The 16,264-nt window shown below is 71.4% G+C and carries 6 protein-coding genes; 1 reads left to right on the forward strand and 5 read right to left on the reverse strand.

What is annotated here, in order from left to right:
- Window positions 1-130 precede the first annotated feature (130 nt).
- Window positions 131-10,627 (forward strand): amino acid adenylation domain-containing protein, encoded by a 10,497-nt coding sequence (locus ACJ8AN_RS32785; protein WP_407759482.1) that lies wholly within the window; start codon window positions 131-133, stop codon window positions 10,625-10,627.
- 7 nt (window positions 10,628-10,634) lie between these two features.
- Here ACJ8AN_RS32785 and ACJ8AN_RS32790 read toward each other — a convergent pair whose 3' ends face one another.
- The 5 genes from ACJ8AN_RS32790 to ACJ8AN_RS32810 all read right to left on the reverse strand — a co-directional run bounded on the left by ACJ8AN_RS32790 (window position 10,635) and on the right by ACJ8AN_RS32810 (window position 16,242).
- Window positions 10,635-11,486 (reverse strand): hypothetical protein, encoded by an 852-nt coding sequence (locus ACJ8AN_RS32790; RefSeq protein ID WP_407759483.1) that lies wholly within the window; start codon window positions 11,484-11,486, stop codon window positions 10,635-10,637.
- Window positions 11,483-12,124 (reverse strand): type IV pilin protein, encoded by a 642-nt coding sequence (locus ACJ8AN_RS32795; protein WP_407759484.1) that lies wholly within the window; start codon window positions 12,122-12,124, stop codon window positions 11,483-11,485. The genes ACJ8AN_RS32790 and ACJ8AN_RS32795 overlap by 4 nt, the downstream gene beginning before the upstream one ends.
- A gap of 114 nt (window positions 12,125-12,238) precedes the next feature.
- Complete coding sequence (locus ACJ8AN_RS32800) at window positions 12,239-13,642, reverse strand: hypothetical protein (protein ID WP_407759485.1); 1,404 nt, start codon at window positions 13,640-13,642, stop codon at window positions 12,239-12,241.
- Between the two features lie 3 nt (window positions 13,643-13,645).
- Window positions 13,646-14,998 (reverse strand): SPFH domain-containing protein, encoded by a 1,353-nt coding sequence (locus tag ACJ8AN_RS32805; protein WP_407759486.1) that lies wholly within the window; start codon window positions 14,996-14,998, stop codon window positions 13,646-13,648.
- Between the two features lie 182 nt (window positions 14,999-15,180).
- Window positions 15,181-16,242: a patatin-like phospholipase family protein gene (locus ACJ8AN_RS32810; RefSeq protein WP_407759487.1), complete on the reverse strand. Its 1,062-nt coding sequence runs from the start codon at window positions 16,240-16,242 to the stop codon at window positions 15,181-15,183.
- Window positions 16,243-16,264 lie beyond the last annotated feature (22 nt).

The raw sequence follows: 16,264 nt of genomic DNA on the forward strand, positions 1-16,264 counted from the left end.
TTCTCAATATGTTAGAACCCGAATACAACTACAACACAGGAACCGCGGGCGCACCAACACGGGCCCACTCCGGGTGAAACGAAGCCGGGTCCGCGGTGCGCTCCCCAGCCCCGCCCGTCACGCCACCGCCATGAACGAGACGACGAAGAAGGACACCTCGACCGCTCCGCTCCAGGACGGGGACGAGCGGCTTCCCCTCTCCTTCGCGCAGCGGGGGTTGTGGCTCTTCTCACGGATCCAGCCGGAGAACTCCGTCTACAACATGGCCTCGTCGTGGCGGCTCGTGGGGCCGCTCGATACCGGCGCCCTGGAGAAGGCGCTCGCCGAGCTGCCGCGGCGGCATGAAATCCTCCGCACCTGCTTCCGGGAAGCCGAGGACGGGACGCCCTACCAGCACCTCGCCGACGAGGTGCCCTTCCTGCTGCGGCAGGTGGACCTCGAGACAGTGGAGCCCTCGCTGCGCGAGGAGGAAGCGCGCCGGCTCGCCCAGTCCGAGGTGCAGGCGCCCTTCGAGCTGACGCGCGCGCCGCTGCTGCGTGCGCTCGTGCTGCGCCTGGGGCCCGGGCGGCACCTCTTCCTCCTCACCGCGCACCACATCGTCACCGACGGCTGGTCCATGGGCGTGCTCGCGCGCGAGCTGCGCACCCTGTACCAGGGCTTCGCGAGCCAGCGCCCCGCCACGCTGGAGCCCCTGCCCCTGCAGTACGCGGACTTCGCCCTCTGGCAGCAGGAGCTGCTCACGGGCGAGACGCTGGAGTCCCTGCACGCGTGGTGGGAGGAGCGGCTGCGGGGGCTCGAGCCGCTGGAGCTACCGGTGGACAGGCCGCGCCCGGCGGTGCAGACGTTCCGCGGCGGCGCCGTGCCGGTCGTCCTCTCCGAGGCGCTGTCCGAGCGCCTTCGCGGGCTCTCGCGCCAGGAGGGCAGCACCCTCTTCGTGACGCTCCTGTCCGCGTTCGCCGTGTTGCTGCGCCGCTACAGCGGACAGCGGGACATCGCCATCGGCTCGGCCACGGCGGGCCGGACGCAGGAGGAGCTCGAGTCCCTCATCGGCTTCTTCGTCAACACGCTCGTGCTGCGGTTGGACCTGTCGGGCAACCCGCCGTTCTCGAAGCTGCTCGAGCAGGCGCGCCGGGTGAGCACCGAGGCCCTCGCGCACCAGGACATGCCCTTCGAGCTGCTCGTGGAGCGGCTCGCGCGCGTGAGGGACATGAGCCGCCCGCCGCTCGCGCAGGCGCGCTTCACCTGGCAGAACACCCCCGAGGCGCGCCTGGCGCTCGCCGAGGGGCTGAAGGACGAGGAATTCATCCTCCACCGGCCCGTCTCCCGCGCGGAGCTCTTCCTGACGCTGGGCGAGGTGCGGGGACGGATTGAAGGGTTCCTCGAGTACAACGCGGACCTCTTCGACGCGAGCACCGCCGAGCGGATGGTGGGCCACTTCCAGACGCTGCTGGAGGGCCTCGCCGCGAATCCCTCGTGCCCCGTGGAACGGCTGCCCCTGCTGGCCGAGCCGGAGCGGCGGCGCATCCTCACCGAGTGGGGCGCGGCCACGCAGACGTACCCCGCGCACGCCTGTGTGCATGAGCTCTTCGAGGCCCGGGCGGACCAGACACCCGAGGCACTGGCGGTCTCGTGCGAGGGCCGCTCGCTCACCTATCGCGAGCTCGACACGCGGGCGAACCAGCTCGCCCACGCGCTGCGCCAGCGGGGCGTGGGGCCCGAGGTGCTGGTGGGCCTGTGCGTCGAGCGCTCGCTGGACACCGTCGTCGGCATCCTCGGCATCCTCAAGGCGGGAGGCGCCTACCTGCCGTTGGATCCGGACTATCCGAGGGAGCGGCTCGCCTTCATGCTGGAGGACTCGCGTGCGCCCGTGCTCGTCACGCAGGAGCGCCACGCGGGCCTCGTGCCCACGGCGGGCCTCCAGGTGCTGCGGCTCGACGCGGACGCGGCGGAGCTCGCCGCGGCGCCGGCCGGGAAACTTCCCCGGGAGGGAGGGCCCCAGGGCCTCGCGTATGTCATCTACACCTCGGGCTCGACGGGCAAACCGAAGGGCGCGCGGGTCACCCACCACAACGTGGTGCGGCTCTTCGAGGCCACGCAGGCGTGGTACCGGTTCGGCCCGGAGGACGTGTGGACGGTGTTCCACTCGTATGCCTTCGACTTCTCGGTGTGGGAAATCTGGGGAGCGCTGCTCTACGGCGGGCGCACGGTGGTGGTGCCCTACTGGGTGAGCCGCTCGCCGGAGGACTTCTACCGGCTGCTGCTCGACGAGCGCGTGACGGTGCTCAACCAGACGCCCTCGGCGTTCCGCCAGTTGATGCGGGCGGAGGAGTCATTCGATGAGGCCGAGCGCGCCCGGCTCGCGCTGCGCTACGTCATCTTTGGAGGCGAGGCGCTCGATATCGGAGCGCTCCGGCCGTGGTGGGAGCGGCACGGCGACGAGCGGCCCCAGCTCGTGAACATGTACGGCATCACCGAGACGACGGTGCACGTCACCTACCGGCCGGTGGGCCGTGCGGACCTGGAGCGTGCCTGGTCGAGCGTCACGGGCCGTCAAATCCCCGACCTGTCCATCTACGTGTTGGACGAGCACCTGCAACCGGTGCCCACGGGAGTGGCCGGGGAAATCCACGTGGGAGGCGCGGGCGTCTCGCGAGGCTATCTGGAGCGGCCGGCGCTGACGGCGGAGCGCTTCCTGCCGGACCCGTTCTCGAGCGAGCCGCATTCCCGGCTCTACAAAACGGGAGATCGGGCGCGCTGGTTGCCGGAGGGGGACCTCGAGTACCTCGGCCGAATCGATCTCCAGGTGAAGATCCGCGGCTTCCGAATCGAGCTGGGAGAGATCGAAACAGCCATCCAGCAGCACGAGTCCGTGCGCGAAGCCGCGGTGGTGGTGCGAGAGGACACGCCGGGAGACAAGCGGCTCGTGGCCTACGTCGTGCCCAATACCCCTCGCCCTCCGGGAGAGGGACGGGGTGAGGGTATCGAGTCCCCTGGCTTCCCCACCTCGGACCTGCGCGCCTTCCTGAAGAAGACCCTGCCCGACTACATGGTCCCGGCGTTCTTCGTGCCGCTGGCGGTGCTGCCACTCAACCAGAACGGCAAGCTGGACCGCCGGGCCCTGCCCGCGCCGGACGTCTCGGCGCATCTGAACGAGAGCACCCTCCTCGCCCCGCGCACGCCCATCGAGGAGGTGGTGGCGGGCATCTGGGCCGGGCTCTTCAAGGTCGAGCGGCTCGGCCTGGAGAGCGACTTCTTCGCGCTCGGAGGGCACTCGCTGCTGGCCGCGCAGATCATCGCGCGCGTCCGGCAGTTGTTGGGAGTGGACCTCCCCATCCCGCGCCTGTTCGAGGCGCCCACGCTGGCGGGCTTCTCCGCCGCCGTCACGGACGCCCTGCGCGCGGGCCATCGCCTCGAAACGCCGCCACTCACGGCGCTCCCACGGGAAGAGTCGCTGCCCGTCTCCTTCGCGCAGGAGCGGCTGTGGTTCCTGCACCGCTGGGAGCCGGGGGTGTCCACCTATGACGTCCCGGTGCTCTTCCGGCTCTCGGGAGGGCTCGACGAGGCGGCGCTGGAGCGGGCCCTGAGGACGCTGATCGAGCGCCACGACTGCCTGCGCACGCTGTTCCGCGAGCACGAGGGCCGCCCGGTGGGGTACCTCGCCCCGGTGGAGTCCTTCCACCTGGTCCGGGGGGAGAGCCCCACCCTGTCCGGGCCGGAGCGAGCCGCCCTGCTCGACCTGCTGGCGCGGCAAGGAGGAGAGCGCCCCTTCGACCTGGCCACCGAGCTGCCCTTCCGAGCGACGCTGTTCCGCTTCGGGCCGGAGGAGCACGCGCTGTACCTGAACGTGCATCACATCGCGGTGGACGGCTGGTCGCTGCCCGTGCTCCTGCGGGAGCTGTCGGCGCTCTACTCGGCCTTCACGAAGGGCACGGCGCCCGCGCTGCCGTCCCTGCCCTTCCGGTATGCCGACTACGCGGCGTGGCAGCGCCGCCGCCTCGAAGGTCCTGGCTTCGACACGCTGCTCGGCTACTGGCGGGAGCGCCTGCGAGGGCTCGAGCCCATCGACCTTCCGCTCCGCCAGCAGCGCCCGAGGAACGGGAGCTCCCGAGCCGTCTCCGTGCCGGTGCACCTCCCGAGGCCACTGAGCGACAGCCTCCGGGCCCTCTCACGGCGCGAGGGCACGACGCTCTTCATGAGCCTCACCGCGGTGTTCGCGACACTGCTCGGCCGTTACGCGCAGCAGGAGGACTTCGCCCTCACGGTGCCGGTAGCGGGCCGGGAGCTGCCCGAGCTGGAGGGCATCATCGGGTTCTTCGTCAACACCGTGGTGCTGCGCATGAACCTCGCGGGGGACCCGGCGTTCTCAGAGCTGCTCAGGCGCGTGCGCGAGACGTGCCTGGAGGCCTTCGCGCACCAGGAGGCTCCGTTCGAGAGGCTCGTCGAGGTGCTCGGGTCCTCGACCTCGAGAGACCCGTCGCGCCAGCCGCTGGCCCGGGTGAGCATCGCGCTCGACACGACGCCCCCCGATATCGGCCTGGAGCTGCCCGGCGTGCGCGTCGAGCCGCGAGAAACAACGTCGGAGCACGCCAAGTTCGAGCTGGCCCTGCGCCTGACCGAGACGCCCGAGGGGCTCCAGGGCGCGCTCACCTATGACGCGGCGCTCTTCGACGCGGAGCTGATGGAGCGGATGGCGGAGCACTTCCGCGTGCTCGTCGAGGCCTTGGCGGGCAAACCCGAGGCCCCGCTCTCCACTGTCTGCCTGCTCACCGAGGCCGAGCGGCGGCGCGTGCTGGTGGAGTGGAACGACACGCGGGTGCCCTTCCCGAAGCAGTCGTGCATCCACGAGCTCTTCGAGCAGGAGGCGGCGCGCGGGCCGGACGCGGTGGCGGTGGAGTTCGGCGAGGAGACGCTGACGTACCGGCGGCTCGACGAGCGGGCCAACCAGCTCGCGCACCTGCTGCGGCGCATGGGCGTGGGGCCGGACGAGCGCGTGGGGTTGTGCCTGGAGCGGTCGGTGGAGCTGATCGTCTCGCTGCTGGGCATCCTGAAGGCGGGCGGGGCCTACGTGCCGTTGGACCCGGCGTATCCGCGCGAGCGCCTGACGATGATGTTGGAGGACGCCCGGCCCCGGGTGCTGGTGACGACACGGGCCCTGGTGGGCCAGTTGCCGGTGGAGGGCATGGAGGTGCTCTTCATCGAGGAGGCGCCTGTCGCGAGCGAGCCGGTGGAGGCACTCCAGAGCGGCGCGGGCCCGAGGAACCTCGCGTACATCGACTTCACCTCGGGCTCGACGGGCAGGCCGAAGGGCGTGTGCATCGAGCACTACACGGTGGCGCGGCTGGTGAGGGGCGTGGACTACGCGGAGCTGAGCGAGCGCGAGACGTTCCTGCTGATTGCCCCCATCTCGTTCGACGCGTCGACGCTGGAGGTCTGGGGCTGCCTGCTGAACGGCGGGCGGCTGGTGGTGTACCCGCCGCAGGCGCCCGGGGACGTGCGGGAGCTGGAAGAGGTGTTGAAGCGGCACGGAGTGACGACGCTGCACCTGACGGCGGGACTCTTCACGCAGATGGTGGAGGCCAACATCGAGTCCCTGCGGGGGCTGCATCAGCTGCTGACGGGAGGCGACGTGGTGTCGGCGCCGCACGTGCGGCGGGTGCTGGAGGAGCTGGGGTGCCCGGTGACGGCGTGCTACGGGCCCACGGAGAGCACCACGTTCACGAGCTGCCACCGCATGACGCGGCCGGAGCAGGTGGGCGAGGCGGTGCCCATCGGCGGGCCCATCGGGAACACGAGCGTGTACATCCTCGACGCGGGGATGCAGCCGGTGCCGGTGGGGGTGACGGGAGAGCTGTACATCGGTGGGGACGGGCTCGCGCGCGGGTACCTCGTCAATCCTGCCCTGACGGCGGAGCGCTTCATCCCGGACCCATTTGGCGGAGAGCCGGGAGCGCGGCTGTACCGGACGGGGGACCAGGCGAGGTGGAGGAAGGACGGGGTGCTGGAGTTCCTCGGGCGGCGGGACACGCAGGTGAAGCTGCGCGGCTACCGCGTGGAGCCCGGCGAGGTGGAGGCGGTGCTGCGGGCGCACCCGGGGGTAAAGGAAGCCGCGGTGGTGGTGCGCGAGGACGTCCCCGGAGACAAACGCCTGGTGGCCTACGTGGCCCCGGGCGAGCCCGTGCCGAGCGTGAGCGAGCTGCGCGCGTACTCCGAGGAGAAGCTCCCCGAGTACATGGTCCCGGCGGCGTACGTCGTGCTGCCGGCGCTGCCGCTGACGGTCAACGGCAAGGTGGATCGCAAGGCGCTGCCGGCGCCGGACGCCAGCGCGCTCGCGGCCCGGGAGTACGCCGCGCCCCGCAACCGCACCGAGGAGGTACTCGTCGGCCTCTGGGCGGAGCTGCTCCACGTCGAGCGCGTGGGCATCCACGATGACTTCTTCTCGCTCGGAGGACACTCGCTGCTCGCGACACGGCTGGTGTCGCGTGTGCGCTCGGTGCTCGGGGTGGAGCTGGGCCTGCGCGCTGTTTTCGAGGCCTCCACCATCGCGCAGCAGGCGGAGCTGCTCGGCGGGCAGGCGCGCGTCGAGCCCATTCAACCCATCACGGCGGCCACGGAGCTGCCGCTCTCCTTCGCGCAGGAGCAGCTCTGGTTCCTGCAGCAGATGGAGCCGGAGAGCCCCGCGTACAACATTCCCCTGGCCTGGCGGCTCGACGGGCCGCTGGACGTGCCGACGCTCACGGCCGCACTCGTCGGGTTGCGCGAGCGCCACGAGCCCCTCCGGACCGTCTTCGTGACCGAGGGAGGACTCCCCCGCCCGAAGCTGCTGCCGGCGGCTCCGTTCGCCCCGAGCGTGGAGGACCTCTCCGGCCAGGAGGAGTCCGACCGGCGGTTGGCGCTGGAGCGCGTCCTCGCGCGGGAGATGCACCGGCCCTTCGAACTGTCCCAGGGCCCGCTGCTGCGCGCGGAGCTGATCCGGCTCGCCCCGGAGCGGCACGTCCTCCTGCTGGTGCTGCACCACGCCATCTGCGACGGGTGGTCGGCCGGGCTCGTCGCCTCCGAGCTGGGAGTCCTCTACCGGGCGCACGCCACGGGCCAGCCCGCCGCGCTCCCTCCCCTGCCCCTGCGCTACGCCGACTACGCGGCCTGGCAGCGGCGGGACCTCCAGGGCGAGCGATTGGAGGACTTGCTCGCCTTCTGGAAGCAGCGGCTCGAGGGCCTCACACCCCTGGAGCTCCCGGCGGATCTCCCCCGGCCGGCGGTGCTCGGCTGGAAGGGCGCGACCCTGCCGCTGCGCATCTCCCGCGAGACGACGGCGGCGCTCGAGGCGATTGCCCGGAAGGAAGAGGCCTCGCTCTTCATGGTGCTCCTCTCCGCGTTCTCCGTCCTGCTCGGGAGGTACTGCGGGCAGGAGGACGTGGCGGTCTCCACGCCCGTTGCGGGCCGCGTCATCCCCGAATTCGAGAAGCTCGTCGGCCCGTTCCTCAACACGCTCATCCTCCGGGCGGACCTCTCGGGGGACCCCACCTTCCCCGAGGTGCTGCGGCGGGTGCGCGAGAGCTGCCTCGCGGCCTACGAGCACCAGGCGGTGCCCTTCGACAAGCTCGTCCAGACGCTCGCTCCGGCCCGAGACCCGAGCCGCGCGCCGTTCACGCCCGTGGCCTTCATGCTCCAGAACCTCCCGGAGTCCGGGCTCGAGCTGCCGGGGCTGTCCGTCGGTACCGTCTCGGTGGAGCCCGACACGACTCAGGCGGAGCTGGTCATCACCCTGCACCCCGACAGGGACGGAGGGCTCGGAGGCACGTTCACCTTCAGCACCGAGCTCTTCGAGGCCCCCACCGTTACGCGGATGATGGAGCACTGGCAGCGGCTGCTCGAGGGACTCGCTAAGCGGCCCGGTGCGCGCATCGCCACGCTGCCGCTGCTCAGTGACGAGGAGCGGCGGAAGCTGCTCGTCGAGTGGAGTGGCCCGTCCCACGACTTCCCCTCGGGGACGAGCCTGCACGAGCTGTTCGCCGCGCAGGTGGCCCGCACGCCCGGTGCCACGGCGGCGGTGTTCCAGGAGACGTCGCTCACGTACGCGGAGCTGGACCGGAGGGCCAACCAGGTGGCCTGGCGTCTGCGCGAGCGGGGCGCGGGTCCCGAGGTCCTCGTGGGCCTGTGCGCCGAGCGCTCGCTGGAGATGGTCATCGGCCTGCTCGGCATCCTGAAGGCGGGCGCCGCCTATGTGCCGTTGGATCCGTCGTATCCGCCCGAGCGGCTGGGCGTATTGGTGGAGGACTCGCGGCTCTCGCTCCTGCTCACGCAGCGGAGGCTCGAGGGACACCTTCCGGCGCACGGGGCCACGCGCGTCTTCCTGGACGACGAGACGCTCGCCACGGAGCCGGAGCACGCGCCGGAGAGCGGTGCCGGCCCGGACAACCTCGCGTATGTCATCTTCACGTCCGGCTCGACGGGCCGGCCCAAGGGGGTGCTCGTGCAGCACCGCGGGGTGGTGAACCACTGCACCGCGGTGGTACGCGCGTTCGAGCTGCGAGCGGAGGACCGCTTCCTCCAGTTCTTCTCCCTCTCGTTCGACGGCTCGGTGGAGGAGCTGTTCCCCACGTGGTTCAGCGGAGCGGCCGTGGTGCTCATGCCGTGGCACGTGCCGGACTCGCTGGCCGCCTTCACACAGCTGCTCGAGCGGCAGCGGGTGACGGTGGCCGAGGTCCCCACCGCGTGGTGGCACGTCTGGAGCGATGCACTGGCGCGAGGTGAGGCGGTGCTGCCCGAGAGCCTCCGGCTGGTCGCCGTCGCGGGCGAGGCGGTGCAGCCCCGGGCGCTCGCGCAATGGAACGGCGCAGTGGGCGAGCGGGTAGCCTGGTGCAACACGTACGGGCCCACCGAGGCCACGGTGACCACTACGCTCTACGGCCCGCGAGGACGGGAGCGCGCCCGCGAGGAGCGGCTGCCGCCCATCGGAACACCCATCGACAATGTCCGCGTCTACGTGCTCGACGGTGAGCTCGCGCCCGTGCCCGTGGGCGTGCCGGGAGACCTATACATCGGCGGCGCGGGCGTGACGCGAGGCTATGCGCACCGGCCGGAGCTGACGGCGGAGCGGTTCATCCCCAACCCCTTCGGCACGAGCGGCGGCGAGCGTCTCTACCGCACCGGAGACCGCGCGAAGTGGCTGCGCGATGGGAGCCTGGAGTTCTGCGGCCGGCTCGACCATCAGGTGAAGATTCGCGGCTTCCGCATCGAGCTGGGCGAAGTGGAAGCGGCCGTCAGTGCCTGCCCGCGCGTGAGGCAGGCCGTGGTGGTGGACCGGTACGACGCGCGTGGGGAGCGCTACCTCGCCGCCTACGTGGTGCCCGAGGCCGAGGAGCCGAGGCCCACGCCGGCCTCACTGCGCGCGCTCCTGGAGCAGCGGCTGCCCGCGTACATGGTGCCTGCCCGGTTCGTCATCGTGGACGGGCTCGCGCTCAACGCCAACGGCAAGGTGGATCGCAAGGCCCTTCCGGCCCCGGAGACGGGCATGCCCGAGGAGGGCTACACCGCGCCGCGCAGCACCCTCGAGGTGATGCTGGCTCGCATCTGGGAGGACGTGCTGGGAGTGCAGGCCGTCGGAGTGGACGACAACTTCTTCGAGATCGGCGGACACTCGCTGTTGATGATGCGGGTGCTCGCGCGGATGGAGCGAGAGCTGGGCCGCACGCTGCCACTCTCCGCGCTGCTCCAGCACCCGACGGTCGCGCAGCTCGCCGAGCACCTGGGGGAAGCGGACACCACCGCCCGCTGGTCGCCGTGCGTGCTGCTCCAGCGGGGACAGCCGGACCGCGCACCGCTGTTCCTGGTGCACCCGGCGAACGGCCGCGTCCTGGGGTATGCGCGGACGGTCCGCCACCTGGCCCGCCTCCAGCCCGTCTACGGCCTGCAGGCCATCGGTCTGGACGAGGGCCAGCGGCCGCTGGAGCGCATCGAGGACATGGTCTCGCTCTACCTCGAGGGCCTCCGCGAGGTGCGGCCCCATGGCCCCTACCTCCTGGGAGGCTTCTCCGCGGGAGTGCCCATCGCCTTCGAGCTCGCCCGGCGGCTGGAGGAGTCCGGAGAGGAGGTAGCGCTGCTGGTGGACCTCGACGGCTCGGCGCCGCAGCTCGTGAGCAAGGAGGTCGCCCCGGAGACAGCCGAGACGGAGCTGCTGGATGTGTGGATCAACCAGTACCGCGAGGAGCGGGGCGAGGCGCCCATTCCCGGGCTGCGCGAGACGCTCTCGCGCCTGAGTCCAGAGGAGCAGCAGGCGGCGGTGCTCGCCGAGATGAAGCGGGTGAATGTTGCCCCGGCGAGTGCCACCGTCTCCACGGTGCGAGCGCTCATCGCGACCTCCGCCGCGCTCGCCAACGCGTTCGCGCGCTACGAGCCCCGGGGACGCATCCATGCGCCCGTGCTGAGCCTCCGCGCCGGCCAGCCAGGGGAAGGGCTCGAGCCTCGTTGGGAAGCGCTCTGGCGCGAGGTGACGCACGGGCCCATCTCCGTGGAGGTGCTACCGGCCACGCACGTGACGCTCCTGCGCGAGCCCTCGGTGCGGGACGTCGCGCGGCGCATGGACGCGCACCTGGAGCGGGTGCACGAGCGCACGAGCAACCGGGGATGAGGCCGGCTCACGGCGGAGGCGGCGAAAGCGCACGCAGCCCCTCGGCGATGGCGACGGCGATGTTGCCCATCAGATCCTGCCGCGCGTTGACGACATAGAGGTGCGGAGTGAGGGCCCACACCTCGCGCACCACGCGCCGGGGCGGTGAAGGGGGCTGGGTGCTCAGCTCGGCCTGCAGCAGCGGCAGCACCTTGTCGGACAGGCGCAGCGCGGTGTCCATGACGAAGAGGGCCAGGTGCGGGCGCAGCGCGCGCACGCGCCGGAAGAAGGCCCCCACCTCGTCGGCCGCCAGGTGCTTGGGCGGCGAGGACTTCATCTCCAGGTAGAGGAGCTTTCCCTCCGCCGCGGCCACCACATCCAGGTCTCCGCCCACCTCGGGCGCGTGGAACTTCACCCCCACGGCCACGTCGAAGCCGAGCCGCCCGCGCAGCTCGCGCGCCACGTACCACTCCAGCGTGGGGCCGAAGTTGTGGGCCGGGTAGCGCAGCCGGTAGCGGCCGCCGTCCTCGCGCTCGGCCAGCCCGAGCGCCACCAGCTCCTCGGCCACCTTCGCGGCCTGCGTGGCGCCCAGGTAGCGCGTGGCCTCGGTGGGCGAGAAGCTCCCGCGCCGCAGGATGGCGCCCCGGAGGAAGAGCCGGAAGGCGTAGTGGCCGAGGTGTTCGGCGAGCCGCTCGGCCGCCTCGCCCTCGAGGTCCGGCGGAAACGGCAGCTCCAACGGGGCCACGGTGGGTTGGAAGCCGCGGCGCACCATCATGGCGAGGGCCTCGCCGCCAGAGCGCAGCAGCAACCGGGGCACGGGGGGAGCCCCCGCGGCGTGCAATTCCAGCTCACGCGCCGAGGGCTGCTCCCCGGCCTTCACGAGTCGCAGTCGACGTCGTTGAAGGTGTTGAAGGGCGCGCCCGCCACGGCGATGACCTCGTCATTGCCACACGGGGGCGTGCTCAGCTGGGCGTCCTTGGTGGCGATGTGCCAGGTGTCCAGGCCGCCCCGCTCGTTGTCGAGGTCGCCCACGGCGAACGCGTCGATGTTGCAGCCGGGGCAGGTGCCCGAGAGGCCCGGAGCCTTGGGGTCCTCGCCGTTGCCCGGGGCCCAGCTGAAGGAGACGGGCATGGGCTTGGGCGTGGCGGTGGGCACCTTGAACTTCCCCTCGTCCACGGTGATGCAGTTGGCGAGGTCGGGCCGGGTGACGGTGCCATCGGCCTTGCGCTGCTCGCACGTCTGCGTCTGGGAGAAGTAGTAGGCGTAGCGGTTGCCGCGCTCGGGCGTGAAACCGATGGTGCCGTGGGACTCCGAATACTGTCCCTTCTCCTGCAGGAAGGCCCGCTGGGTGACGAACCAGGTGCGCAGGTTGGACTTGGCCTCGGCCTGCTTGGCGCGCGCCTGGAACTTGATGAAGTTGGGAATGGCCACCGCGGCGAGGATGCCGATGATGGCCACGACGATCATCAGCTCGATGAGCGAGAAGCCACGACCCTGCCTGGGAAACGAACGGCGCATGGAGAAACCCCGTGAAGAACGGGCGGAAAAGTATCATCTCCAGCGCATGAACAGGCAGAGCCCGGCCCCTCGCTGAGCGGGGAACCGGGCGGAGCCTTCACCCCGGGTGCGCCGTCACCGTACGGCCACGGTGCGGCCGCGCCAGTCGGCGGAGCTCCAGCGGTTGAAGGAGCCGATGGCCTCGGGGCTCTCGGCGCTCTTCTCCGGCACCAGCGTCTCGCGCTTGAGCACCTGGAAGGAGGACTTCACCCGTCCCTCCACGAGGGCCTCGCGGGCCACCAGCACGCGCGAGCCGTCCGGGGAGAAGCCGGCGAGCTCCACGTAGCCCAGCACGGGCTCGGTGGCGGCGGGAGCCACCGCGTCCAGCACCCACGCGCCGCCCTCCTGGTGGAAGACCCACAGCTCGGTCCAGCTCTCGAGCATCTGCACCGCCACGGCCACCGCCGAGCCCTGGGCCGAGCGCCGCACGGAGCCTGGCCACACCAGCCCGTAGGTGCAGCGCTCGGAGAGCACGGCCTTGGGATTCTGGGCGTCCTTCAGGCGCAGGCACGTCTCTCCCGGCTGGCCCGGGGTGAGCTCGAGCACGGGCCCGGAGCCCGGCAGCTCGGGGGTGGGCTCGGAGGCGTGACGCGAGGCGCCCACCCGCACCGCGGCGGCCGTGTAGAGCGGCTTGTCCTCCTCGGCCAGCTCGGCCTTCAGCACGAGCGCCAGCTCCTCCACGGAGCGCTCGCTGGCCTTCGCGCCGCGCCGCACCTCGCCGCGGCGGGAGAACTGGTAGGCCAGGGAGGAGAGCACCTCGGCCCGGCGCAGGTGGAGCCGGTTGGCCAGGTACGCCGGCAGCTTCGCCGCGTCCACCTGCTCCAGCACGGAGGCGCGCCACTCATTGACGGACTGCTGCTCCACGGGGCCGAGCGCCGGGTCGATGCACTCGGGCCGCGTGAGCGCGAGCGCCGCGCGGAGCCTCATCGCGGGAGTGCCACCGAGCGCCAGCACGCGGCGGAAGGCCTCGCCGTCGTAGCAGACGCGGGTGCGGCCCTCGCGCTCGAAGCTGACGAGCTTCACGCCATAGCTCGCGGCCACGTCGAGGTGCGCGGCCAGGGCGGTGTCATTGGTCTTGTTGGAGGTGGCGCGCCGGGCGAGCCGGTCGGCCATGGTGCCGAGCGCATCGAAGAGCTCCGGCCCCACCTGCGAGGCGGGTGCCGCGCGCAGCAGCGCCGCCGCGTAGCCGATGCCCAGCGCCTCCGAGCCGGGCGAGTCCTCGAGGAATTCCACCACGGCCTGGAGCCGGGGCACGCTCGTCTCGTCCAGGGGGTAGACGCGCACCTGGCCCTCGCGCACGTAGCCGGGCCGCTCGCGGCGATGGTCATACACCTGGATGAAGCCCTGCCGTTCCCCGCGGACCTCGAGCCATTCCCCTTGAGAGAGATTGGCCTGGCGGGGAGCGGAGTCCTGCGAAGCGGCGCGCAGGGGCGCCTGGTCCTGCACCACGAGGGCAATGGCGACGAGCGTGGCGAGCATGGGTTACTCCTCCTGCGAGGACTGCTCCTCGGTGCTGGCCATGACCTCGGACGAGGGCGAGCCCTGGGACTTCGGCGCCTTCGCGTACGCGGCCGTCTGGGGCTGCCCGAGCAGGTTGCCGGCGATGAAGCCACCGGCCTGGGGAGGCGCGATGATGACCTGGATCTTGTCGGACAGCTTGTCGGCGAGCGTCTTCTGGATGAGGAGCGGGTTGCGGGTGATGAGCTCGGCATCGCGGGCGAGCTGGGCGGAGGTGGCCTTGCCGGTGACCTCGACGCGGTAGGCCTCGGACTCGGCGAGCTTGCGGCGGGCATCGGCCTCGCCGGCGGCCTCGATGCGGTGGGCCTCGGCCTCGGCGGTGGCCTGGGTGAGGCGGGAGACCTTGGCGGCCTCGGCCTCGAGCCGGCGCTGCTCTATCTCCTTCTCCTTGAAGGGGAGGATGTGGCGCATGGCCTCGGCCTTGGCGCGGGCGGCGATGATCTCCTCGTTGCCGGCGGCCTCGGCGGCTTTCTCGCGGCGGACCTTGTCGGCCTCGGCCTCGAGGGCGGACTGCTTCACCTGCTTGTCCTTGAGCTCGAGCGTGTAGCGCATCTTCTCCGAGCTCAGCTCCTCGGCGAGCAGCGCCTCCATGCCGGAGCGGTACTGCTGGGGCAGGTCCACGTTGCCCAGGGTGACCGAGCGGAGGATGACGCCATCGGCGGCGAGCAGGGGCGTGAGCTCCTCGGTGAGGTCCTTCTGAATCTGGACGCGGTGGGTGGAGAAGATTTCCCGCACGGTGTGCTGGGCGAAGTGGCGGCGGATCACACCGTCGATGGCGGGCTCGATGATGTCCTGGCCCACGTTCTCCGGGAGCCGGGCGGCGAGGGTGCGGATGTGCTCGGCGTCGAGCGTGTAGCGGATGTTGACCTCGACACCGATGGACAGGCCCTCGATGGACTGGAAGGGAGCCGCGTCGGTGGCGCGGGCGCTGCGGGAGGGCTGGAAGGTCTGGTCCTTGAGGCTGTAGCGGCTGAGCCGGTGCACCTGGGGAACCAGCAGGGACCAGCCCTCGTGCAGCTCGGAGACGGTGCCGGTGAGCCGGTTGACGCGGATGCCGACCTCGCCCGGTTCGATCATGCAGACGGGCTGGGAGACAATCACCCCGGCCATCACGCCCGTCACCGCCAGCCCGGCCACCACCCGGCGGCCCCGCTGGGTGTAGATGAGCCAGCGGACGCGGCTGACCATCCCGCGCGCGGCCTCACCGGCCAGCGACACCATCTTCATCAGGACCTCGCCCCGCTTCTGCTCGGTCTGCTTCGACTCGTTCTGCTTCGACTCGCTCTGCTTCGGCTCGTTCTGCGCTTCGTTGCTCATTGAGTGCCCTCTCCGCACGGAGGGCATTGCAGAAGGGATGCCGGGCAGGCGGGCGGGCACGCGCAGAGGGAAGGGCCGGAGCGGACCTCTCCGAGAGGCACGAATGCGTGGCTACGCGGACGCACCGCGTGGTTGGGGGGACCCATGGCCGCACACGGGGTGCGGCAGTACATCCACGAAGCTCACCCGAGCGGCTGGAGGCGCTCGGCGAGCTTCCCGGTGGCGAGCAGCTCACGCAGCTCGTCTCCCATCCGCTCCCCTTCCGCCAACACCTGACGCCAGGCGCGCACCCGCTCGGCGTCGGGCATCCGGACGAAGTCGTCCCGGTCCGGAATCTTCCCATTCGGCAGGCGCGCGACGAGCTCGGGAGACGGAGAGAGGAGCAGGGCCCGGCGGAAGTTGGCCGGACCCGCCCGCCGCCAGCGCAGCGACTTGTCGAACCAGCCGGGCACCACGTACGGGTAGAAGTGCGGATAGAGCACCAGGCCCTCGCCCGGGCCGAACTCCAGGTCGGGGTGGTAGTCGAGCACCCCGCCATCCCGATAAATCCCCTCCCCCGCCCCGGGAATGCGCACCCCGCTGAGCACGAGGGGAATGGAGCCCGAGGCCAGGAGCGCCGGGCGCAGATTCTCCCGGGTCAGCGGCAGGTGGACGGAAGGCAGGTCCGCGAGCCCGGTGAAGGGGCTGGTATCCCCCGCGCTGTGGAAGATGACGCGCTCCATCTGGAGCCCCAGGGAGCGGCGGCTCACCAGATTGCACAGGGCGCCAAGCGCGAGCCCCGCCATCTGCGCGTGGCGCTGCTCGCTGGCGGTGAGGCCCCGGCAGCGGGTGGTAATCACGTGCAGCCGCGCCCACGGGTGGCCCAGAATCTGCGCCTCGCCCTCGGGGCCCAGGAGCGTGTCCAGGATGGCCTGGCTGGTGGTGCTCACCAGGGACGGCGGGGGATTGGGCGGGTAGCGCTGCTCGACATAGGCCTCGGCGAACCGCGCCAGGGCGGCCACGGGGTCCTTCTGGGCGAGGCATGCCAGCCGCCAGCTCCCAATGGACGAGCCGATGAGGTGCAACGGGCGGGTCCGCTCCCTCAGGACCTCACCGAACAGCACCCGGTCGAGCCCGGCGAGCACCAGCCACTTGGGGCCACCGGAGGCCCCGGGCAGGACATCGATGTCATCCGCGCGCAGGCCGCGTTCGCGAATCAGACGCAGCGCGTCGGGGCCGGCCAGGAGGGTGAGACTCGGGCTCATGCCGGTGGGGGATATAGAGGAG

The sequence above is a fragment of the Archangium sp. genome (assembly GCF_045802675.1).
Classification (GTDB): domain Bacteria; phylum Myxococcota; class Myxococcia; order Myxococcales; family Myxococcaceae; genus Archangium.